Source organism: Xanthomonas hortorum pv. pelargonii, from assembly GCF_024499015.1.
GTDB classification, from domain to species: domain Bacteria; phylum Pseudomonadota; class Gammaproteobacteria; order Xanthomonadales; family Xanthomonadaceae; genus Xanthomonas; species Xanthomonas hortorum_B.
Window position 1 is genome coordinate 1,105,373 of record NZ_CP098604.1, and the last position, 21,811, is coordinate 1,127,183.

Here is a 21,811-nt window from a genome sequence, read left to right on the forward strand (position 1 = left end):
CCTGTGCACTCTTCTTTCACCTACGGAATTGTGATGTCGACACCGCTGCGTTCCACGGAAATGCTAACCGATGCGCTGCGCCAATCGCTGCGGCGCGCACAAGACCAGGTCAATTCGCTGTTGCTGGGCAAGGCGCAGGAAGTGCGTCTGGCGTTCGTGGCGCTGCTGTCCGGCGGGCATTTGCTGATCGAGGATCTGCCCGGCCTGGGCAAGACTACCCTCGCCCACGCGATGGCCTCCAGCCTGGGGCTGGGCTTCCAGCGCGTGCAGTTCACCTCCGATTTGCTGCCGGCCGATGTGCTGGGCGTATCGGTGTACGACGCCGCCTCGCGCCAGTTTCAGTTCCATCCCGGCCCGGTGTTCACCAACGTGCTGCTGGCCGACGAAATCAACCGCGCGCCGCCACGCACGCAAAGCTCGCTGCTCGAAGCCATGGCCGAACAGCAGGTCACGCTCGACGGCGTCACCCATGCGCTGCCCGAACCCTTCTTCGTGATCGCCACGCAGAACCCGGTCGACCTGTCCGGCACCTTCCCGCTGCCGGATTCGCAACTGGACCGCTTCCTGCTACGACTCAGCCTGGGCTATCCCAGCGCCGATGCCGAGCGCGCGCTGCTGTCGGGCGTGGACCGGCGCGAGCTGATCGCCCAGGCGGTGCCGCAACTCAGCGATACCGAGGTGGTCGCACTGCGCGCGGTGGTCAGCCAGATCCATACCAGCGATGCGCTGATCGGCTATGTGCAGGCCTTGCTGCTACGCAGCCGCCAGCACGCCGGCGTGCGCGTCGGTCTGTCGCCGCGTGCCGGTATCGCGCTGCTGCGCGCGGCCAAGGCCTACGCGCTGCTGCTAGGGCGCGAGCACGTGCTGCCGGAAGACGTGCAGGCGCTGTTCGTGGCCGTGGCCGGGCATCGGCTGGTGCCAGAGGCCGAATCGTCGTCCGGGCCGGCACTGGCCAAGGCGCTGCTGCACAGCGTGCCGGTGGACTGACCCAGGTGCGTGCGCACTTGCGCGGCATCGGCCGCCGACTCAGCCTGCTGGCGCGTCCGCGGGGCGCGGAGGCCTTGCCGATCGTGCTGGATCGGCGGCGCATCTACGTGCTGCCGACGCGCTTCGGGCTGTTCGTCACCGCCTTGCTGCTGGCAATGCTGCTGGGTGCGTTGAACTACAACAACAACCCCGCCCTGCTGCTGGCCTTGCTGCTGGCGACCGCCGGGATTGCCAGCAGCATCATGGCGCACCTGCAATTGTCGGCGCTGCGCATCGAGGCGGTGTCGGCCGAGCCGGTGATCGCAGGCGAGCCATTACGCATGCGCGTATCACTGGCGCGTCGCGACACCCGCGTGCGTCGCGGATTGCGTCTGGACCATCTGGAGAGCAGCGGTTTTTGCTCGTTGATCGAGCACGACATGGCCGACGTCGACCTGCTGGTGCCCACCGAACGGCGCGGCTGGCAGGACATCGAACGCATCCGCCTGTCCAGCACCCAGCCGCTGGGGCTGGTGCGCGCCTGGTCGTGGGCCTGGCCGGAAACGCCGTTACTGGCCTATCCCAAGCCCGAAGAACAGGGGCCGTCATTGCCCGAAGGCGCCGGTTCGCCCAACCAGACCCGCCTCCACGCGCAAGGCGAGGAGTTGCACCAGCTGCGCCCATATCGCGCCGGCGATGCGCCACGCACCATTTCCTGGAAGCACTCCGCGCGCCGCGACAGCCTGCTGGTGCGCGAATACGAGCAACCCCTGGGCATCGAAGTCACGCTGGACTGGCGCACGCTCAACGCACTGCCCTACGAACGCCGCATTGCGCGGCTTGCCCGCTGGATCAACCTGGCCGAGCGCGACGGGCGACGCTACCGGTTGCTGCTGCCGGGCCAGCCGCCGCTGGGTCCTGCACAAGGGCCCTCGCATCATCATCTGTGCCTGCGCGCCTTGGCCTTGCTTCCTCGTGACTGAGCCGTCCCTCCCGATCACCCAGCCCAGCCGCGGCTGGGTGCTGGCCACCAGTTGGCTGGCACTGGCGCCGTTGCTGTTGCAGCTACCGGGGTTGCTCGCCGGCACCATTGCCGTGGCCGCCGTGCTGGTCGTCGTACTGAGCTGGCGCGGCACCTTGATGGCACCGGTGCGGCTGTTGCTGGTGGTCGCGATGCTGGCGGCGGTGTATTGGCAGATCGGCATGCGCTTTGGGCGCGACACCGGCTGCGCGGTGCTGGCGTCGATGCTGGCGATCAAGGCTTCCGAACTGCGCACCTTGCGCGATGCACGCAGCCTGCTGGGTTTTGCATTGTTCGCCCCATTCGCGGCCTTTCTGCTCGACCAGGGGCCGGCGACGATGGGCCTGGCGCTGCTGGCGGTAGTCAGCGCGCTACTCAGCATGCAGCGGCTGGCCGACGAAGAGCACCGCACCGGCACGCCCGCCCTGCGCCTGCAACTGCGCAGCATCGGCAAGCTGGTCGCCATCGGCGTGCCGTTGGCGCTGGCCACGTTCTGGTTGCTGCCGCGGCTGAGTTCGCCGCTGTGGGGCGTGCCCGAGCGCGCGCTGTCGCGTCCCGGCCTGTCGGACAACATGTCGCCGGGCGAATGGATCGACCTGATGGCCGACGACAGCCCGGCCTTGCGCGTGCAGTTCACCGGCAAGGCACCGCCGCCAGAGCAACGCTACTGGCGTGGGCCGGTGATGTGGGACTTCGACGGCCGCACCTGGCAGCGCGCGCGCTGGACCGGTCGCGGCCAACCCGCCTCGGTCACTGCCGGGCCGCAGACCTACCGCTACCGCCTGGACTACGAGCCCACCGACCGTCGCCAACTGGTGTCGCTGGACCTGCCCACGCAAGCGGTGGCCAATGCCGAGCTGTCGCCCGACTACGAACTGTTTGCGCAGCGGCCACTGAGCGCGTTGACCCGCTGGGAGCTGCAATCGGCACCACCGGCACGTTTCGATACCGACCTTCCAGACCAACTGCGCAAGCGTGCGCTCGCCCTGCCACCCGGTTTCAATCCACGCACGCTCACCCTTGCACGGCAATGGCGCGCGGAAGCCGGCAGCAACGACGATGCGGTGGTGCAGCGCGCACTGCAGTGGATCACCCGCGAGTTCGCCTATACGCTGGACACGCCGCTACTCGGGCGCAACAGCGTCGACGAATTCCTGTTCCAGCAGAAAGCCGGTTTTTGCGAGCACTTCAGCTCCTCGTTCGTGGTGCTGATGCGCGCGGCCGGCATCCCGGCGCGCGTGGTCACCGGGTATGCCGGCGGCACCTACAACGGCTTCGGCAATTACTGGGTGGTGCGGCGCATGGATGCGCATGCCTGGACCGAAGTCTGGCTGGCCGACCGCGGCTGGGTGCGCGTGGACCCGACCGCCGCAGTGGCGCCGGAACGCATCTACGACACGCTCGAAGATCGCGTACAAAACGGTGCAGGCAACAACTTCGCCCAGCTCGGTGCCTGGGAAAGCCTTGCCCAGGTCAGCGATCTGCTGCGCCGCGGCTGGAACGACCTGGTGCTGTCCTTCGATGCCGACCGCCAGCAACGCCTGTTGCAGCCGTTCGGCATCGATCGCCTCGACACCACGCAGCTGGCCGCCATCTTCGGCATCTTCGCCGTCAGCGCACTGGCCTGGATGGGCTGGTTGCTGGCGCGCGGCGAGCGTGAGCGCGATCCGCTGCTGCGTGCCTGGCATCGGCTCGGCTGCCGCTATACCAAGCTTGGCCTGGCACGCGAACCCTACGAACCGGCCATCGCCTGGGCGCAACGTGTCGCCCGTTCACACCCGAATACGGCATTGTTGCCGCTCAGCCAACGTTTCGCTGCCGCGCGATACGCTGGCGCTGATTCGGACAGCGCCTCACTCCTTAAAGATCTGCTGCAGCATCGCCCGCGAACCGGAGCTTCCTCGCGAGTACCCGCTTTCTTCTTCCCATTGTCGCTGTGCTCGGGCTCGCAGCCTGCGCGACTGCGCCCAAGCCGCTGCAGGGCCAGTTTCCTACGGTCAGCCCGAGCGATTCCACTGCGAGCGCCCAGGTCGGTACGTCCGTGCGTTGGGGCGGCAAGATCATCCAGACAACACCGAGCCAGGGCCAGACCTGCTTCGAGCTGATCTCGCGCCCGCTCAATGCCAGCGGGCGCCCGGACCGCAACGCCGTGGATGCCAGCGATGGCCGCTTCCTGGCCTGCCGTTCGGGCTTCTACGATCCGGCCGTGTTCGAGCCGGGCCGCGAAGTGACCTTCATCGGCAAGATCGAAGGCTATGAAACCACCAAGATCGGCGAGTACGACTACAAGCTGCCCAAGGTGAATGCCGACGTGGTCTATCTGTGGCCCGTCTTGCGCGAGGTCGACGTGGTGCCGGCGTACCCGTATGGCCCATGGGGCGATCCGTGGGGCCCGCGTTGGGGCGGCGGCTGGGGCTGGGGTGGCCGAGGTTGGTGGTAATCGACCGCTAAATAGTTCTCACACAAAAACGCCGCTCGTAGGGAGCGGCGTTTTGTTTATGCGATCTGGGGAACTCGCATCAGGCGCGTTATGCGCTCAGGCGACGCTTGATCGAGAAATGCGTCAGGGCGTACCGAAACGCCCCAACGGCGCGCCGGCCAGCAGATGCAGATGGATATGGAACACCGTCTGGCCTGCATGCTCGCGGCAGTTCATCACGATGCGATAGCCATCCTGCGCCAGTCCCTGTTCGCGCGCGTACGACGCCGCAGCAAGTGCGAGCTTGCCGACCAGCAGCGCCTGCTCTGGCGGTACATCGTCCAGCGTGGGAATGGCGTGCTGCTTGGGAATGAACAGCACATGCACCGGCGCTTGCGGTGCGATGTCCTGAAAGCCCAGCACCTCGTCGTCTTCGTAGACGATGTTGGCCGGGATTTCGCGACGAATGATCTTGCCGAAGATGGTGTCGGTCATGGGTGGGGAATCGGGAATCGAGAGTAGGGAATCGCAAGAGCTTACCGCGCCCGCCATTGCTTTCGCTTCTCCGATTCCCGATTCCCCACTCCCAATCCCCCGCGCTCAAAGCACCTCACTACGCGTGCCAAAGGCATGCGACAAGGTGCCGCGATCCACGTATTCCAGCTCGCCGCCAAGCGGCATGCCTTGCGCGAGTCGGCTCGGGCGCACCGCATGCTGTCGCGCCAGTTGCGCCAGGTAATGCGCTGTCGCCTCGCCTTCGACCGTGGCATTGGTGGCGATGATCATTTCGGTGACCTCACCGGCGGCCAGACGCTCGCCGAGCCGGTCCAGCCCCAGCTCGCGCGGGCCGATGCCATCCAGCGGCGACAAGCGCCCCTGCAGAATGAAATACAGCCCGCGATACCCGGTGGCGTGCTCGATCGCAAGGCGATCGGCTGGCGATTCGACCACGCATAGCTGTTGCCGGTCGCGACTGGCGCTGGCACAGATCGCGCAGATCTCCGACTCGGTGAAGTCGCGGCACTGCGCGCAATGGCCGACCTTCTCCACCGCATTGGCCAACGTCGTGGCCAGGCGACGCCCACCCTCGCGCTCGCGTTCGAGCACGTGGTAGGCCATGCGCTGCGCCGATTTCTGGCCCACGCCCGGTAGCACCCGGAAGGCCTCGATCAGTTGTTCGAGAAGAGAGGACATCGAGTTGGGAATCGGGAATCGGGAGTGGGGAATCGCAAAGCCAAAGACAATCTCGCTTTGACGATTCCCGATTCCCTACTCCCGATTCCCCGCCTCTCAGAACGGCAGCTTCATGCCCGGCGGCAGCTGCATGCCGGCAGTGGCCGAGCCCATCCGGTCCTTGGACTCGGCATCGATCTTGTTGGAGGCATCGTTGAAGGCGGCGGCGATCAGGTCCTCGGCCATCTCCTGGTCGGAGAGGATGCTGGGGTCGATCCGCACCTTGCGGCACTCCTTGGCACCGGTCAGCGTCACGCTGACCATGCCGCCGCCGGCAGTGCCGGTGACTTCCAGCTTGGCCAGTTCTTCCTGGGCGCGCTGCAGGTTTTCCTGCATCTTCTGCGCCTGCTGCATCAATTGGGCAATGTTCCCACGCATGTGTCGTTACTCGTCGTAAGGGCGGATGGAATCGGGAACCACCCGCGCGCCCTGCTGCTGAATCAGCTGCTGCACATTCGGGTCGTTCATGAAGGCGGTTTCGGCCGCGCTCTGGCGCTCGCCTTTCTGGCGATTGGCCCGCTCGTGCAGGGTCTCGACATCGGCACTGCCGGTTTCGATGACGATGCGCGGGGTGTTTCCCAACTCGGGCGCGAGCGCTTGCGCAAGGTTGGCGATAGAGCGTTCGGAGTTCAGATATTCAAAGCCCGGCGCCAGCGCCAGACGCAGCACGCCATCGCGATGACTGACGAAGGCAGCATTGGCCGCAAGCTGGCGCGAGGGGCCGTTCAAGCCGCTCCGGGTGACCAGCTCCAACCATTGCTCGGCGTCGGCAATCTGGCCGTCGTCGAGCAGGACCGACGGATCGGGTGTTGGCGATGCTGCGGATACGGCAGTCGCGGAGGGTGTCGCCACAGCCGGCGCTGCATCCGCGGCGAGCGCAGGTGCCACCGCAGCCACCGGAGGCGCAACTGCAGCTTCGGGCGCAACTGCGACAGGTTGTGGCGCCACAACTGCTGCCGGGGCTGCCATTGCGGCTTCCGGCGCGGACACAGCGGGCGACGCGGAGACGGGCGCAGATGTCGCACGCACGGGCGCATCGTCCATCGCCCAGGGCGGCGTGTCGTCGTTGCGCGCGGGGGTGGCTGACGGCGAAGCATCGGAAGAGGCCGCCGGAGCAGTCAGGACGACAACCGGTGCAGGCGTTGTAGCGACCACTGCAACTGCGGGCGCCGGACGCGCCACATCCGCCGCAACGGCAGCCGGCGTCGCTTCAATCGCCTCGGCATGCTTGGCCACTGCCTGCTTCGCTACTGCAGCAGGCACCGCCGCGACCGGTGCAGCAATCTGACCGCCAGCCGCTGCCGAACGCGCACCGCTACCGGCGCCAGCACCGCGTCCGTCATCAGCGCCACCAGCAGGCACCGCCGCCGCAGGACGGAAGGCCAGCATGCGCAGCACCGCCATCTCGAAACCGGCGCGCGGGCTCGGCGCCAGATACAGATCGCGACGCCCGTTGAGCGCCATCTGATACCACAGCTGCACCACTTCCGGCCGCAGCTGCGCGGCATACGCGGTCGGGTCGATGCCATCGCCGACAAACGCCACCGACGGCACCAACTGCTGCACCTGGATGCGGTGCAAGGCCTCGGCCAGCGCCTCCAGCACACCGCTCCAGTCGGGCGAAAACTCTGCCAACGCCGCCACCACCTGCAGCAGGCGCGCGCCATCGCCATCGGCCAGCGACTGCAACATCGCCCCGACCTGGGTGCGGTCGACCGTGCCGAGCATGGTGCGCACCACGTCCTCGCGCAACGCGCCGCCGGCATAGGCGATGGCCTGGTCGAGCAGCGACAACCCATCGCGCAACGAGCCATCGGCGGCCTTGGACAGCTGCACGATCGCCGATGGATCCGATTCGATCTGCTCGGCGGCCAGGATCCGGGTCATCTGGCCCTGGATCTGATCCTCGTCCAGCCGCTTGAGATTGAACTGCAGGCAGCGCGACAGCACGGTCACCGGCAACTTTTGCGGGTCGGTGGTGGCCAGCAGAAACTTCACGTGCTCCGGCGGCTCTTCCAGGGTTTTGAGCAGCGCATTGAACGCCGCCTTGGAGAGCATGTGCACTTCGTCGATCAGATAGACCTTGAACTTGCCACGCGAGGGCATGTACTGCGCGTTCTCGATCACCTCGCGCACATCGTCCACGCCGGTGTTGGAGGCGGCGTCGATTTCCAGCAGGTCGATATAGCGGCCGGCATCGATATCCAGACAGGCCGGGCACGTGCCACACGGATCGGCACTGGTGCCGGTCTCGCAATTGAGCGACTTGGCGAAGATGCGCGCGATGGTGGTCTTGCCCACGCCGCGGGTGCCGGTGAACAGAAACGCGTGGTGCACGCGCCCACTGTCGAGCGCGTTACTGAGCGCGCGGACCACATGTTCCTGGCCAACGAGTTCGGCAAAACGCTTCGGGCGCCACTTGCGGGCGAGAACAAGATAAGACATCGGGCAACCAGCTTCCTCTGAACCGATATTGTGCCATGGCGCGCCAGATTGATCGTTCAGCAGTGGTACCCGGCCGTCCCCGCTGACCGAGGTCGCCCGGCAAGCGTGTTTGCTTAACCTGAGGGCCTACATCGGCGGCATGCTCCCGACCGCAGAGATCGTTCGCCTTGTTAACCGCGCCTGCGGCGGCTAGAATCCCGCTCCTGCCGCTGACCCAGTCGGACGGCAGGTACGGAGAGGTGTCCGAGTGGTTGAAGGAGCACGCCTGGAAAGTGTGTAAGCGTCTAAACCGCGCTTCGGGGGTTCGAATCCCCCTCTCTCCGCCAGAATACGCAAACCCCTGAGAAATCAGGGGTTTTTTTGTTAGCGTAAAAACTGGCTGCAGCTGCGCAAGTCGGAACACACGACGCCCATGCGCATTCCTCATCATCTCGTTCGAGCCCCCTCCGGACTTTGGTCCTATCGCCAGCGTGTCCCGGTCGATTTGCAGCCCATCGTGGGTCGGCAGACCTTCAAACGCACCCTGCACACTTACGACATGCGCGAGGCTCGGCTGCGCGCGCTGACGCTGGCCGCCCGCTATGCTCAGGTCTTCATTGTGTTGAGGGAACGACGCATGCAAAGCCGAGACGACGACTTGGACGCGCTCCTCGCGCGCCTGACCGGCACCGAACGTCCGCAGGAGTTGACGCTGAATCGGACGCGCTCGGCGGATGGGTCGATCACCGAGCAATGGCAGATCGACAGCCCAGAGGACGTCACGCTCTACCAGCAACTCATGGCGCTCACGGCCCCGCAGCCCAGCGCGTTGGGGGAGTTGATTCATCAGCACGTGGCGCCCCTCCCGACGCCACGGCGGACGACGAAGCCCGCCCTCGAATCAATCACGCTCGGGAAGGCCCGAGACACCTGGCTGAACAGCCTCAAGGGCAGCACCTTGCCCAAGACCTGGACCATCAAGCGGACCGCCATCGAGCTGTTGACCAGCTTCCTGGGCGAGAAGACCAAGCTACACACGATCACCCGCTCGGACCTGGCGCGTTGGTATCAGGACATGCGAGAGAAGGGAGCATCTACACCCACGCTCACCAACAAGCAGTCCTACATCGGCGGCAAGGGCGGGTTCTTCGAGTGGGCCCAGGCCTCGGACCACTACCCCCGGGGCGACAACCCTGCGTCCGGGCACGTGAGCTATTCCACCCGCGAGAAGCGGGCCAGGCGCAAGTTCGGGTTCAAGGCCTACGACGCCCACCAGGTCCAGGCCCTGTTCGCACCGGCTGCTTTTGAAGCCCTGCCCCTGGCGGCACGGTGGGCATCCCTCATTGGCCTGTATACCGGCGCCCGTGCTTCGGAGGTCGGCCAACTGCTGACCGCCGACGTAGTCGAGGAAGGCGGCATCCCCTGCATCCAGATTTCGGATGAGGGCGAGCACCAGAAAGTGAAGACGGACGTGAGCTTGAGGACCGTGCCGATTCATCCCGACCTGCTTGCCTTGGGCTTTCTGGGCTGGGTCGAGCAGGCGCGCGCCAAAGGCCAGGAGCGCTTGTTCCCAGCGGCCAAGGCCGATGCCAAGAACGGCCAAGGCAACTGGATCTCCAAGGCCTTCAGCCGGCACCTGGCCGAGGTGGGCAAGAACTGGCCCAAGGCCAAGCGTGGCTTTCACTCGCTGCGCAAAACCCTGATCCAGGAGTTGCAAGGCGCCGGTGTGGTGTCCGAGCTCCGGGCTCAGTTGGTCGGCCACGAGTTGGACGACGAACACCACGTCACCTACAGCCGGGACTTCACCGCCAGCGAGAAGCTTGATGGGTTACGGGGCGTGTCGCCGGGCCTTTCGGTGCTCAATTACGAGCTTAGCCTTGATTCCTTATCGGCCTTGATGAATCAGACAACGTGAGTCGTTCCCTTTGCGCTCAAGCGCCTTGATACTCCAGCGCCATCTTCGCCGAAGGCTCCCCGGATTTCCGGGGAGAACTTGCTTGCTCCGCTGATGGCTCCACCTTCTCAAGAAATGGAACCTCAAGACTTCTCGGGGCGGTCCAGCAATCGGCGGCACGACGCCATCTACGTATGCGAAACAGCTGACCAACACCGATATCACAAACCCCGGCCTCTAAGCCCGACTGCTACTCAGATTGGGGGGACGTCGCCTTTGATTCACGCATGAATTTGCAGCAAATCAATAAAGCGATTAGCCAAGCTATTACTGGATAAATTCCGCTCCAAACTTTATCCGCATAATCGAGATCAAATGCCACGAGAACGACAAGGAAGCACACCATAAGGAATGCAAATGCCATCGCACTTGCCGCAAAAAAATCCTGGCGATCATCTTAATGCTCATCACTTGCAGCCACATTTTGAAACGGATGAATCTACAGCTGTGGTTGAGCCGGCAACACCGCCAGCGCCTATCTTAAAGCCACGACTCGGGCCGTTCTCGAAGAAGTTGTAAGCACCCGACCTCTCAGGAGGACTCAATGATCCACATCGCCGCCGACCTGGATCATTGAAACGCCATAGCCGGCGAATACGGTGATGCCAGCGCTCCACATTGAAAACCACCCATTCAAAACGAAGGGCATCATCTGCTACCAAATTAGGCTCCTACCGCTGGATTTGAGCAGAGCCTACTATAAATATCAGGATTCACGTTATTCCACCGATACCGCCTGCCGGAGGTCGCCCCTAAAAACACGACTTTCTGATATTTCAGCGACTCGCCGCTCGCCTTCACCTCCCTGCTCTCACATCCATAACGTATGTCCACGATAGTGGCGCCTGCAAATCCAACGTTGTCCTGAACAAGATGGTATTGGACCGCAGGCAACTGGCGATCGAACAACTCAGAAACAGTCACACTCTGAGCAGTCTTAAAGGACATCATCGTGAGACCCGAATCAATGTCAGAGTAAACATCGATTTCGGTAGCATCACTAGGTATGCCACCTAGCGACGCTGAAACTGAAAAATCATTCGATGTCTCCAGGCTTTCCAAATCCTTATAAATTCTTGGAGCGTCATAAGGTGCGCAGCCTGAAAGCGTAAGCAGGGCAAACAATAAAATCTTGGCTCTACTCATCCTGACCTCACTCCGAGATGCAATAGAATAGAAAGCCAACGGTGCTCCAAGACAAGCCAAATCATAAGCAAGATCGACTCCGTCCCACTGAAGATTTTACGGGGCCACACGACATTCCTACGAAGCTTCCTGGCCCACAATAAAATTATTGTAAGAAGCTGCCACACCAAAATGAGCGTTAAAATAACCTTCTTATCCAGGCTCTTGAGATTTTCGCCATTCTTAATTTGTCGAGAGGACTAGGGAAGAAGGCCCCATGTGATTGGGTGCTGAGAGCTTTTATACCTCAGTTATTTACGCGAAAGGTGAAAAGCTCCACCCCTTACGTAGCCGTTCCCACCTTGATACTCAACTTCAACCACATAATCCGCCTTATTCAGGTAAACCACTTTCTTAACTGGCAGGGGCTCGAAGCCACCCCCAACACTTCCGGACCATCTGATTTTTTATAAACCGTCACTTCGCCAACGGGAATGATCTCCATATCCGGAGCACAGCCCGTAATAGTCAACGTCAGCAGAAGAGCCATTAACAATGTCCGGAACCGCGCGATCATGGCCTAGCCTGAAAGAGTGAATGTGACTTTTTCACAGCTGGATTGATATACAGCATCATATTCAGAGTCTCCGGAAAAATAGCATTCAATGGAGATAATGGCATCCCCATATCCCGCAAGCAATTCTGAAGCGGGGAACCACAGTTGTTCGTCAAGCCATATTCCCCTTGATCTTTTGACAAGCAGGTAGCTAAAGCTTTTTCCTGCGATGGACTCATATCCAAGTGGTGCACAACCGCATCCCTAATTTCATGCTGATTGCTGGAATACCAAGGATCTATCGTGTTTCCTGCCGGGCCATATGAGAAACCTTGACCATAAGCATCCACCGACACGTGGCCAAACGTTGAGTGCAATTTCCCGTAGCTGGGGATGCCACCCGTATAAGGCAATGGCATCCAAATATAAACATCAGCCAATCCCAGTGGATCAATTTTGCCATAAGGACTCCCGCCAACATAGGCATACGTGGCAATCCCTCCATCAAGCCCAATCGGATCACTCTGCCCATATCGCCCGGTAGCAGCATCGTAATCCCGGAAGTAATTCTGATTTAGTCCACTGGCCGCATCAAACCGCTGCCCTGGGAACCGCATATCCAACACCAACGCCGCACCATCGCCATCCGGATCCTGATTCGGCGCCGTGTTGCCGAAGGCCTCGCCCTTCAGGCTCCAACTCCACACCGCCACGTTACGAACCGGGTCAACCACCACACGCGGGCTACCCAGGTGATCGGGCTCGATGTAGTGCAGCTTGTTGGCGTTGGCCAGCAGGCCCACCGGTAGGTCGTCCAGCCAGATCACCTGCTGCTTGGGCGCGCCATTGGTGTCGTAGTCGCCCAGCCAGTGGCCGGCTTCATCGTAAAGTGTGTAGGTGTTGGTGGTGCCGAGGAAGCGGCGCACCTGCTCGCCTTTACCGTTGTAGCGGTAGTTCATCACCACCGCGCCTGCGCGCTTGACCATGCTCATGCGACCGGATGCGTCGTAGGGGAACTCCCGCGCCTTGCCACCGATACTCAGCGTATTGCCTGTCTTGTCGTAGGTGCGCGCCACGCCAGCTACTGCACTCAGGCGATGATTGGTCGTTGGATAGGTGTAAGCCTGTGTCACGCTGCCGACCTTGGCGCTGAGGCGATTGCCGGTGGCGTCATAGCTATAGCCATCAATGACGGTTCCGGTGACACCGTCGGTGAGGGCTGTGAGGCGGCCGAGCGTGTCGTAGCCCAGGCCGATCTCCGGCGTCGGATTGCCGGCTGGGGTCAGTGAGGTGAGATTGCCCACCTCATCGAATCCGAACCCGACATCCAGACCGCCAACCGCTTTGTCCTGAATGGCCTTGGGGCGGTAATCCTGATCGTAAGCTCGGGTCAGCACGCGGCCGTTGCCGTAGGTCCAACCGGCCACCGGGCCCATCGGCAAATACGTGACACCCTTGACCAACACCTCGCGCGAGCCTCCAGGCGCGGTATAGCCCACCTCGGCGATCTGCCCCAGCTCATTGCGCACATAGTCAACCATCGCCTCGTCCGGATAGACCATGCTCGTCAAGTTCCCGCCTGCCGTGTAGGCATAACGGACCGTCAGTGCCTTGCCATTGGTCGTCTGGACCTTGCGCACCAGGTCACCGAATCGGTTGTAGCAATACTGCGTTGTGCCGCTGCCGTCCTTCATGCTGGCCAGGCGCCCGGCTGCGAACTGCTCTCCCGCCACGCAGACAGCCGGGGCCACGTCGTAGACAAAACGGGTTTCGAGCGCCGCATCGGCATAGGTCACCGACACTGGCCGGTTTAAGGCATCGTAGGTGTAGGTGGCCTGCCGGCTGGCTGCGTCCTTCCTGGACAGCACGTTGCCTGCGTCGTCGTAGGTGAAGCCGGTGCTGCCTGTGTCGGGACTCTGTAGCGCCAACAGTTCGCCCAGACCATTGCGCTGGTAGGTTGTCTTCAAGCCTTTCGGGTCCGTTACCACTGACGGTTGTCCAAGCACGTCGTATTGGAAAGCGCTCGTCACCTTAATGCCGCCAGCGTCTTCAATACTCTGCTTCAAGCGATGCAAGGCATCATAGGTATAGGTGCTTGACCTACCCATGGCATCTGTCCGCTCCTTCAACGTGCCCACTGCATCGTAGGTAAAATCCGTTGGGTTGCCCTGCGCATCTGCGGTTGTTTTTAGGTGGCCTAGCTCATCGTAGAGCCGGGACATGGTGGACTTAAGAACGCCTTTTGCATCCGTGATGTCCTCCTTGATCAGGTGTCCGGATTTGTCGAGCGTATAGAGGATGGCATTTCCGTAACGATCCGAAACCTTGGTCAGGCGGAATGCGCTGTCGTAGGTGAAGTCAGACACGTCGCCACCCGGCAGCGCAACCTGCTTGACCAAGCCGGTGGGCAAATAGCTGTAGCGCGTAATGCGGTCATCCGTCTCCGAGCCGCTGTCCTGTCCTCTGACCATGCTTGCCGTCAGCCGACCTCGCGCATCGTAGCTGTAGTCGGTCACAACCCCATTCGGATCCTTCTGCGACAACAGACGGCCGGCGCTATCGTAACTGAGGAACTGGGTGACCTGGCCCACTGCATTGGTGATCGTCTTCAGGTCTCCGCCCTGGGCCGCGGGATAGTAGTCGTAGGTGGTGGCGTCGCTGAGATCCGTGCGCGCTCCGTCCACACGCAGCAGCACTCCCACCAGGGGGCAGCTTCCTGCGGTTACGTCGACCTGCTCGCAATAGGTGAAGGTCTGCTGACGCTGCTTCCCGGAAACGGCATCTTGCTCGACCTGGGTCAGTGCTTGTGTCGACTCCCCGTAATTCAATGCCAGCCAAAATTAGAGGTCTGCGGTTGATGTTGATCACGGAACTCGGCGGGCGTTAGCCCGCCCAGGCTGTCGTGCGGGATCTGCTGGTTGTAGTCGGCCAGCCAGTGTTCGGTCTGTTCGCGAACCTCGCTCAGCGTGCGGAAGAGATGCATGTCCAGCACGCCGCGCCGGTAGCTGCCGTTGAAGCGTTCGATAAAACCGTTTTGCATTGGACGCCCCGGCTCGATGAAGTCCAAGGCGATGCCTTTGCGCTCGGCCCACTCGGCCAAGGCCAATGCGACAAACTCCGGGCCATTGTCCAAGCGAAGTTTGGCGGGGTAGCCGCGCCAGGCTGCGATGCGTTCCAAGGTGCGGATGACGCGGGCGGCCGGGAGATTCAAGTCCACTTCGATCGCCAAGGCTTCCCGACTGAAATCGTCGATGACATTGAACGTGCGGAAGCGTCGACCATCCCACAACGCATCGGACATGAAGTCGATCGACCATCCAGCATTGGGTCGCTCTCCGCATGCCAGCGGTTGTGGATGACGCGTCGGGACCCGGCGCCTGCTGCGACGACGTTGATTGAGTTTCATCAGGCAATACACGCGCCACACCCTTTTGTGATTCCACACATGTCCGCGACGGCGGATGATCTGAAAGAGCTTTCCAAAACCACGCTCGGGAAAACGCTCGGCCAATTCGGACAACAGCGCAATGACCTCCTCGTCGCGATCGGGACGACGCCGATAGCGCACTGTCGAGCGAGCCACGCCAACGACCGCACAGGCCCGGCGCTCGCTCCAGCCATGCTGCTCGACGAGCCAGGCAAGAAGCGGGCGTTTGTGCGCCGGGTCTACAGCTTTTTGCGATGACATCCTTCAATGCATGGTTTTCCATGGCGAGCTCGGCGTACATGCGTTTGAGCTTGCTGTGCTCGGTCTCCAGGTCGCGAAGGCGCTGCACATCGGCTGCCTCCATGCCACCGTACTTGGACTTCCAGACGTAGTACGTCGCATCGGAAATGCCCAGCTCACGGCACACATCCTTGACCTGGCGGCCGCCCTCAACCTGCTTCAGCGTGGCGACAATCTGGCTTTCGGTGAACTTGCTCTTGCGCATCGTTGGTCTCCTTGGTGGCTAGTGTGCCCGGAGACCTCTAGTTATGGATGGATCAATTTTACGGGGAGTCGACACGACCAGCAGCAGATATTTGGCAGAGCTTTACGCGCTGACCACCGGAATGATTCCTGCGGACGTTAGCTTTTTAGCAGACGTGCCAAAGACGGCGATTGTTCGACACCCCACTAGGTCCGTCCAGACTGACCTCTTGCGAGCGGTGTTGGACGCGATTCGAACGGGGGATAGCATCGAGATCAACTACCAGTCCATGAGTCGACCCGAGCCAACGCGGCGTCAGATCAGCCCGCGCGGGCTCGCATACGATGGGGCCCGCTGGCACGTGCGCGCGTTCTGCCATAGACGTGAGGCTTTCTGTGACTTTGTCTTCGCTCGCGTGATGGACTATGTCGCTCCCCTGCCCGCCCAGCACGTTCCAGAAGTAGATGAGGAGTGGGAGCGTCTGCTTACGATCGTGATCGGCCCACACCCTGACTTGTCACCAGGGCAGCGAAGGGCTATCGAGCTCGACTACGAAATGGTCGATGGGCAATTGGCCATATCAACTCGCCAATGCTTGGCCTACTACCTCTTACGGCGACTCGGAGTTCACCGTCGCACGGAAGACTTGCCAGGCAACGAACAGCAGATTGTTCTTCTGAATCGCGCAGAGCTTGCTCAACATGTGCCAGGCCTTATTGAATCGTGACACGTAGCCGGCCTTTGGAAGCTAAAACTGCGCCCAAGAACTTGATGAAGTTGCGACTTTAGTCACTTAGTTTTGGTGAGTAGCTTTCCACGTGGCCGAGACTCGAAGACACAGCGAGTGCTTAGATACGGCACGGCCGGCATCAGCCTTCAGCTGACTCCGCAATTTCGCGCAAACGTTTCAGTGCTTCTTTTTGCTTCGCGGCGGGAAGCTTGGCGACCAGCAGAATGACCTCCGCGAGGAGGTCTGACGTCGCATGAAAGTAAGCCACCGGCAAATCCAGCGCCTTTGCTAAGGCCTCAGCCGTCGCAGGGTCCGGGTCATGTTGCCCCGTCTCGTAGCGGCTCACGCGCGTGGCTCCCGACACCGAGTCCACCATCCCAATGCGCTCCGCCAGCTCGGCTTGTGTCCAGCCCATGGCCATCCGCGCATGGCGCAGACGCGTGCCATAGACCGTGGCCGGTGTCTTGGGTTTGGGCATCGAGAAGATTGCACGAAAGCTGAATTCCCTCAGTGTGCCGCTTGGAAGCGGGCGACTCATCTGCGATTATCGTAAATGCTGCCAGACCGGCGGTCTACAGGGGCTTTTCGTATGAAGCACACAGGACAAGGAGCGTTCGCTGCGCTCGTGGCGTTGACGCTCGTCTCTCCACTCAGTGTCCAAGCACAAGAGGTGCCGGAGCAGAAGTCCGGCTTCTTTCGTCAGCTCGGCAAGGGCTTGGCCGACACCGGCAAGCAAATGGTCGGCATCAAGACGAACACCGCAAGCAAGGCTGGCGGTCAGGGGACCGGCTCGATCTACACGCCCGTCAGTGGCGCCGGGAAGCTGCCCAACCTCTTCAAGGGCGACAACCACCAGGCTGCCCAGGCGGGGCGCCTGGACTGGCCCCGAGTCGCGTTGACCTTTACCGAGTGGGGGCATCCCTGCCCTGCTGGACCGCGGAAGCCCGCATCTGGACCAGCCCGACCGCCTCAAGCGTCGAGACCTTCCGCGCCTGCTTCGATGCTGCCGTGACGGAAACGGACGACCTGGGTGAGACGGCGGAGCTAAACAGCGCTGCGCTCTGGAAGGGCCGGGACACTTTAAGCGGTATCCGCGTGCTGCCCAGCAAGCCCAACACGGGCGCTCAGCGGTCCACGGGTCCCAACCCACCAGCTCAGCCATTCGTGGTCAACGTGAGCCGCCCTGGCGTCGCTGACCGCGCTGTGGACGTGTCGCTGCGCATCGCTTGGGTAGCCGGCTTTATCCAGACCGCCGACCTGCACCCCGGACCCAGCGGCCTGCTGACGCCCTTCAAGGACACACGGATGTGGATCGCTGGGTTCAAGCCCGACGGGAACCGCGACAAGTAACCCTGCCTCCTACTTCCCAATCCCTCTCGCTATCAAAGGACAGACATGAAACACGCAAGGATCGGCCTGGTCGCGTTGACCATGGCCCTGGGCCTGACCGCCTGCGGCGGCAAGCCTTCGTCTGACAATGCCAAGGAAGCCTTTGTCCAACTGCTGAAGGACAGCGGCGCCGGACAGGTCACCGACGTCCAATTCGAGCTCTCCGGCTGCGTTGAAGCGGAAGGCGCCGAGGGCTACCGCTGCGATACCCGCGGCCAAGCGGTGCTCAACATTGAGGGCCGGCAGGTGCCCATCCCGGTCAGCAAAAATCTTCGCTATGCGAAGGCCGACGGCACTTGGAGGGCCTACGCCAAATGAAGACCCAACCCGATTCGATTGTGGGAATGTCGGCAGGCGCCATCGGCGACTTCCGCGAAGACGGCGCCATGCGCGCTGCCTACAAGAAGGTTACTACTCCGCACAACCGGTTCTTCTGGTGGTTCTCGCTCAGCCTTCTCTTCCTGGGCCCGTTTGGCTTCATCGTTGGGCCGCTCATGGCTCGACGAGGTTTGCGAAAAGCAGAGCGCCTCTACGCTTTCGAGGCTCACATGGCCCGCCAGCGCGATCGTGGCTTCAGCTGGTGGCAGTGGTGGGTCATGACGCCGCTGACCGTGATGGGAGCTTTTGGGTTACCTCGGTGCTGAGCGGGCTGCCCATGTTGCTGCTCGTGCTTTGGGTCGACCTCAGCACATGAGGGATCGTTTAAAACGACGAAACAGCTCCGCTTGGCTCGATCGGCGGTTGCTCGCTATGAATCTTCCGCATACGTGAGAAATGCCTTCCAATCCATCTGCGCTCCATGCAGCCTCCGATATCTCCACGGTAAGCTACGATCCAATCAGGATGATTGACGCTTAGGAACCACCCCGCATGACGCTGCCCCTCCATCCCTCGTTGAAAGCCCTGATTCCGGAATGCAAGGAATGGCTTGAGCGCGCTCAAACATCGGGCGACATAGATCGTTACACCAGTGCTCTGCAAGAACATCTTAAAGCCACCGCAACGCTGAGTCCGAAGGCCGGCACGCAACTTGGGCGAATCAGCCACTTTTGGAGCATTGCGGCTTGCGATGCTTACTTTCGTTCCGACGTGGCCGAGCTTTCCCAGTTCCTCCACTGGACCATCGAAAGCCGCGCTCTGCTGCTCCGCTGGGATGCGGTGCATAGCCAAATGCACGCGCAGCTTGGCAATTGGCCAGCAGAGTATTCCGACAGCCTGCGCGCGGCGGGTCCTACGGCTTTGTCCTATTGGGACGCCGGCAACATCTGCACGCAGCGTTTTCTAGAAATGGCCGAAAAGGACGAGAGGCTCAACACGTTGCCTCAGTCCCGGCGCATCGCTCACAACACCCACGACGTGTTTTTGATTGCCTTGCTTTCCGAAGCCTATGGCCTCTCCACCACCTTTGAGCCACGCAAACCGTTGATCGCAGCATATCAAGGTGTCTTAGACAGCTGGAAGACCGACGACCAAGACACCTTTGCGCGAGAAATGAATCAGGCCGCTGAATTCCATCTCAGCCGAAGCAAAGCCAGCACTGGCTCTAAGTCCTATGAATTCGACCGCAACTTTGACCGCGTCTTCCCGGTCGAGTTGTTGGCCGTTCAAGCACTTAGGCGTCGCGATCATCTTCCAGATTTTACATGCGGCCACACGCTGATTGATGGGCCATGGTCTGTAGTGCGTGACATCGCTCCTGCTTCGCCCCACCCCCTCATCGCTGCCGTCTTGACGCGCGTGAAAGAGGACTACCCGCTGTTCCGTTGACCGACCGATTGAAAGGATTCATCCATGAACGATCCGGCACGCACCACACGTAGTTCCGACATTGCGGCAATGGCTATGGCGACCGATGCCAATGGCCATGTGGATCTCACCGCCCTTGAGGCCCATCGCCTCATCTTGAATCACCAAACCATCCAAGGACTTGATGCCCCCGGACTGATCAATGACATTGTTCGATCGCCCGCCTACGCCAACCCGCAGGGGCGTGAACAGGTTGGCACGCTGATCCAAGCAATCTCCAGTCGCCTTCCACCTGCCGATGCAATGCGTTTGGAAGCAGCACGTGATTCGGCCAATGTCAACGAATCAATGCTGGAACGGATCTCCGAGCGTTTCATTGAGGAGCCGGCGGCTGCGGCTTGGAAGCAGGTTGAGACAAGCGGCGGCGCTGCGCTGCGTTGGACCGATACCGAGATCAGCGACAGCCTGGCCGCATCGCGGAACTGGTCCCAAGAAGTTCGCAACAACCCACAAAACAGCTACCTGGAACGTGCCGCCGGCACCCTCTCAGCCAATCTTGCCGAGAGTGGACAGGACAGCTATGGCGCGATGAAGGGGGCCACAAGCCACGGCCTCAATATGCTGGGCGATACAGTCGATCTGGCCAAGTTTGCCCATCAGTTCAGCACCGATGAGAACTTTCGAAACTTGGTCATTGGTTCGGCTGTGGTCTATGGCTCACAAGTCGTCGAAGACCCGGGAAGGTGCCACGCGATATCCGCAACGCAGCAGTGAACGCCTGGAACGAATGGGAGAAGGGATTTGAACAGGCCACTCGAGATGGCACGCAGAAACAATACTTAGGCGAAGCAAAAGGCGCGGCCGCCGTTGAGATCATCGCAACGTTCGTGCCCGCGTCCAAGCTCACCAAGCTTGGCAAGGTAGCCGAGGCCGCCAACGCAGCCGAAGAGTTAACACCTCCCGCTGGACGCATTGCCGGCAGAGCTGAGGGGCACGTAGCAGGCGAGCTTTCACAGGAACTGCTTGAGTTGGCCCACGAAGCTAGACAGGCCCAGACCAGGGGGAATGGAAGCCAAGGGTGCCGACCTGATGTTTAGCGGCCTGGCAGGCGTTAAACGCAGCCAGGGCGAGCTTGGGGAATTGGTGGAGGGACTGCGCAAATCAGGCCATCTGGATGGATTACTCGAAAGCGGAGCACTGACGCCAAAGGAACTGGGCTATCTGGCCCGCCAAGACGTCACCATGTTCGATGGCTCGGTGCCGTTCGATAGAGCGATCACGAAGTCCGTCGGGGGCCGAGAACTCTCAGCCTTGACCAGAGCCGAGACGGGTGACATCGGCGAGGCCATTGTTTCGCACCAACTCGCCAGGGAGGGATATCGCGATTTGGTGCCGATCCAAAACAATTCTGGCCACGGCAACGACTTGGTCGGCTTCAATCCCAAAGCAGACCGCTGGGAAGTTTTTGAGGTCAAAGCGTCGGTCATCGGCGTGGCAAAGACCAAACCGGCGACCCACAACAGCTGGTCACCTCGCGGCTTGAAAGGGCGATTGAAGCCCTAGGCCATTGGGACCCCAAGAACATGTGGGAGGAGCAAGCCAAGGCAACCGCCGAACACCTCATCGACAACCACTTCGACGAAGCCACACGTCGCTTGGATGTTGATTCCAAATGGGCTCGCGTCAATCTGGAAAAGGATCTGGCTACGGGGCACATTGGTGGCAAGCCGCTGATTGAACCTTGGCAAACGCCCGCGGATCGTGCGTTGGAGCGCGCCAACAACCCCGTTCCGACCGCACCGGCCAAGACGCCAGCGCATCCCGAACACCCGGACCACGCGATGCACGAGCAAATCAAAGGCAAAGTGACCGAGCTTGGACGGCAAGCGGGCGTTCCGGATGAGATAAACCAGCAGACCAGCGCCAGCCTTTTGGCCCTAGCTAAGGAAAATGGTCTAACGCGCGTGGACCATGTATTGCTTAGCAGTGCAACGGATACCGTGGAAGCTGCACGCACCATCTTTGTGGTCCAAGGCAGGTTGGGAGACCCCGCCGCCTTGCGTGCTGACATGCCAACCGCGCAGGCCGCCCATGCCCCCGTTGAGCAATCGTTCGCCCAGTTAGAACAGACCAACCAACGCTTGGCGCAGAGTCAGGCTCAGCAACAAGCGGTCGAACAGACGCAAAGCCAGAACACGCCCCAGATGCGGATGACCTGATCGCGGACGAGGCTGTGTTGAGTGATGACGCTGCGAACCGTCATAGCAGGCTTGGTCACGAATCGCTCGCGATGCGGGGAGTGCAACTTCTGATCAACCACGCTTGGTGGTCGCACCA

Annotated in this window: 19 protein-coding genes, 1 tRNA gene and 3 pseudogenes; 14 read left to right on the plus strand and 9 right to left on the minus strand. The window is 61.5% G+C overall.

Going from position 1 to position 21,811, the window contains the following annotated elements; all coding sequences use genetic code 11:
- The first annotated feature begins 33 nt into the window (after nucleotides 1-33).
- From NDY25_RS04790 to NDY25_RS04805, 4 genes and pseudogenes are all read left to right on the plus strand, one after another.
- Nucleotides 34-987 carry an AAA family ATPase gene (locus NDY25_RS04790; protein ID WP_168959463.1) on the plus strand — a complete coding sequence of 318 codons (954 nt, stop codon included), beginning with the start codon at nucleotides 34-36 and terminating at the stop codon, nucleotides 985-987.
- A gap of 5 nt (nucleotides 988-992) precedes the next feature.
- A complete protein-coding gene (locus NDY25_RS04795) occupies nucleotides 993-1,949 on the plus strand; it encodes a DUF58 domain-containing protein (RefSeq protein ID WP_256627815.1) in 957 nt (318 codons plus the stop codon).
- Nucleotides 1,942-3,891, plus strand: a pseudogene (locus NDY25_RS04800) (transglutaminase TgpA family protein); the annotation flags it as partial. The gene NDY25_RS04795 and the pseudogene NDY25_RS04800, both read left to right, overlap by 8 nt.
- A 23-nt stretch (nucleotides 3,892-3,914) precedes the next feature.
- Nucleotides 3,915-4,427: a Slp family lipoprotein gene (locus NDY25_RS04805; protein ID WP_256627970.1), complete on the plus strand. Its 513-nt coding sequence runs from the start codon at nucleotides 3,915-3,917 to the stop codon at nucleotides 4,425-4,427.
- Nucleotides 4,428-4,550: 123 nt separating this feature from the next.
- Here the strand turns inward: NDY25_RS04805 and NDY25_RS04810 are convergent, their stop codons facing one another.
- The 4 genes from NDY25_RS04810 to dnaX all read right to left on the minus strand — a co-directional run bounded on the left by NDY25_RS04810 (nucleotide 4,551) and on the right by dnaX (nucleotide 8,084).
- Entirely contained in the window at nucleotides 4,551-4,901 is a 351-nt protein-coding gene (locus NDY25_RS04810) for a histidine triad nucleotide-binding protein (RefSeq protein ID WP_006448425.1), read from the minus strand.
- A 105-nt stretch (nucleotides 4,902-5,006) separates the two neighbouring features.
- Entirely contained in the window at nucleotides 5,007-5,600 is a 594-nt protein-coding gene (gene recR, locus NDY25_RS04815; protein ID WP_154844822.1) for a recombination mediator RecR, read from the minus strand.
- Nucleotides 5,601-5,696: 96 nt separating this feature from the next.
- Nucleotides 5,697-6,017, minus strand: coding sequence for a YbaB/EbfC family nucleoid-associated protein (locus tag NDY25_RS04820; protein WP_005913896.1), 321 nt, complete (start codon nucleotides 6,015-6,017; stop codon nucleotides 5,697-5,699).
- 6 nt (nucleotides 6,018-6,023) lie between these two features.
- A complete protein-coding gene (gene dnaX, locus NDY25_RS04825) occupies nucleotides 6,024-8,084 on the minus strand; it encodes a DNA polymerase III subunit gamma/tau (protein ID WP_168959460.1) in 2,061 nt (686 codons plus the stop codon).
- Nucleotides 8,085-8,317: 233 nt separating this feature from the next.
- On the opposite strand from dnaX, the gene NDY25_RS04830 reads away from it, so the two are divergent.
- A tRNA-Ser gene (locus tag NDY25_RS04830) sits at nucleotides 8,318-8,410 on the plus strand.
- 86 nt (nucleotides 8,411-8,496) lie between these two features.
- Nucleotides 8,497-9,978, plus strand: coding sequence for a site-specific integrase (locus NDY25_RS04835; RefSeq protein WP_256627817.1), 1,482 nt, complete (start codon nucleotides 8,497-8,499; stop codon nucleotides 9,976-9,978).
- A gap of 702 nt (nucleotides 9,979-10,680) precedes the next feature.
- Here NDY25_RS04835 and NDY25_RS04840 read toward each other — a convergent pair.
- The 4 genes from NDY25_RS04840 to NDY25_RS04855 form a co-directional block, all read right to left on the minus strand.
- The gene (locus NDY25_RS04840) at nucleotides 10,681-11,163 is read right to left on the minus strand and encodes a hypothetical protein (RefSeq protein WP_256627818.1); all 483 of its coding nucleotides are present in this window, start codon (nucleotides 11,161-11,163) and stop codon (nucleotides 10,681-10,683) included.
- 376 nt (nucleotides 11,164-11,539) lie between these two features.
- A complete protein-coding gene (locus NDY25_RS04845) occupies nucleotides 11,540-11,692 on the minus strand; it encodes a hypothetical protein (protein WP_256627819.1) in 153 nt (50 codons plus the stop codon).
- 23 nt (nucleotides 11,693-11,715) lie between these two features.
- A complete protein-coding gene (locus tag NDY25_RS04850) occupies nucleotides 11,716-14,289 on the minus strand; it encodes an RHS repeat-associated core domain-containing protein (protein ID WP_233366606.1) in 2,574 nt (857 codons plus the stop codon).
- Between the two features lie 233 nt (nucleotides 14,290-14,522).
- Nucleotides 14,523-15,630 (minus strand): IS3 family transposase gene (locus NDY25_RS04855; protein ID WP_256627624.1). Its coding sequence is split into 2 segments (ribosomal slippage): nucleotides 14,523-15,375 and nucleotides 15,374-15,630, totalling 1,110 coding nucleotides; the frame shifts between segments, so codons are not numbered across the junction.
- Nucleotides 15,631-15,751: 121 nt separating this feature from the next.
- Between NDY25_RS04855 and NDY25_RS23265 the strand changes: the two genes are divergently transcribed.
- Nucleotides 15,752-16,336: a BrxR family transcriptional regulator gene (locus NDY25_RS23265; RefSeq protein WP_233366327.1), complete on the plus strand. Its 585-nt coding sequence runs from the start codon at nucleotides 15,752-15,754 to the stop codon at nucleotides 16,334-16,336.
- Nucleotides 16,337-16,478: 142 nt separating this feature from the next.
- On the opposite strand, the gene NDY25_RS04865 is transcribed toward NDY25_RS23265, so the two are convergent.
- Nucleotides 16,479-16,817 carry a helix-turn-helix domain-containing protein gene (locus NDY25_RS04865; protein WP_046343993.1) on the minus strand — a complete coding sequence of 113 codons (339 nt, stop codon included), beginning with the start codon at nucleotides 16,815-16,817 and terminating at the stop codon, nucleotides 16,479-16,481.
- Nucleotides 16,818-16,928: 111 nt separating this feature from the next.
- Between NDY25_RS04865 and NDY25_RS04870 the strand changes: the two are divergent.
- The 7 genes and pseudogenes from NDY25_RS04870 (at nucleotide 16,929) to NDY25_RS04900 (ending at nucleotide 21,693) form a co-directional block, all read left to right on the plus strand.
- Nucleotides 16,929-17,689: pseudogene (locus tag NDY25_RS04870) on the plus strand (hypothetical protein).
- 45 nt (nucleotides 17,690-17,734) lie between these two features.
- Nucleotides 17,735-18,046 carry a hypothetical protein gene (locus NDY25_RS04875; RefSeq protein WP_168956927.1) on the plus strand — a complete coding sequence of 104 codons (312 nt, stop codon included), beginning with the start codon at nucleotides 17,735-17,737 and terminating at the stop codon, nucleotides 18,044-18,046.
- Nucleotides 18,043-18,422: pseudogene (locus NDY25_RS04880) on the plus strand (hypothetical protein). The gene NDY25_RS04875 and the pseudogene NDY25_RS04880 overlap by 4 nt, the downstream one beginning before the upstream one ends.
- A gap of 176 nt (nucleotides 18,423-18,598) precedes the next feature.
- Complete coding sequence (locus NDY25_RS04885; protein WP_168956929.1) at nucleotides 18,599-19,495, plus strand: hypothetical protein; 897 nt, start codon at nucleotides 18,599-18,601, stop codon at nucleotides 19,493-19,495.
- A gap of 24 nt (nucleotides 19,496-19,519) precedes the next feature.
- Nucleotides 19,520-20,248: a hypothetical protein gene (locus NDY25_RS04890; protein ID WP_256627820.1), complete on the plus strand. Its 729-nt coding sequence runs from the start codon at nucleotides 19,520-19,522 to the stop codon at nucleotides 20,246-20,248.
- Between the two features lie 291 nt (nucleotides 20,249-20,539).
- Complete coding sequence (locus tag NDY25_RS04895; RefSeq protein WP_256627821.1) at nucleotides 20,540-21,037, plus strand: hypothetical protein; 498 nt, start codon at nucleotides 20,540-20,542, stop codon at nucleotides 21,035-21,037.
- Nucleotides 21,038-21,057: 20 nt separating this feature from the next.
- Nucleotides 21,058-21,693, plus strand: a complete 636-nt coding sequence (locus NDY25_RS04900) for an XVIPCD domain-containing protein (RefSeq protein ID WP_256627822.1) — start codon at nucleotides 21,058-21,060, stop codon at nucleotides 21,691-21,693.
- Nucleotides 21,694-21,811: the final 118 nt, after the last annotated feature.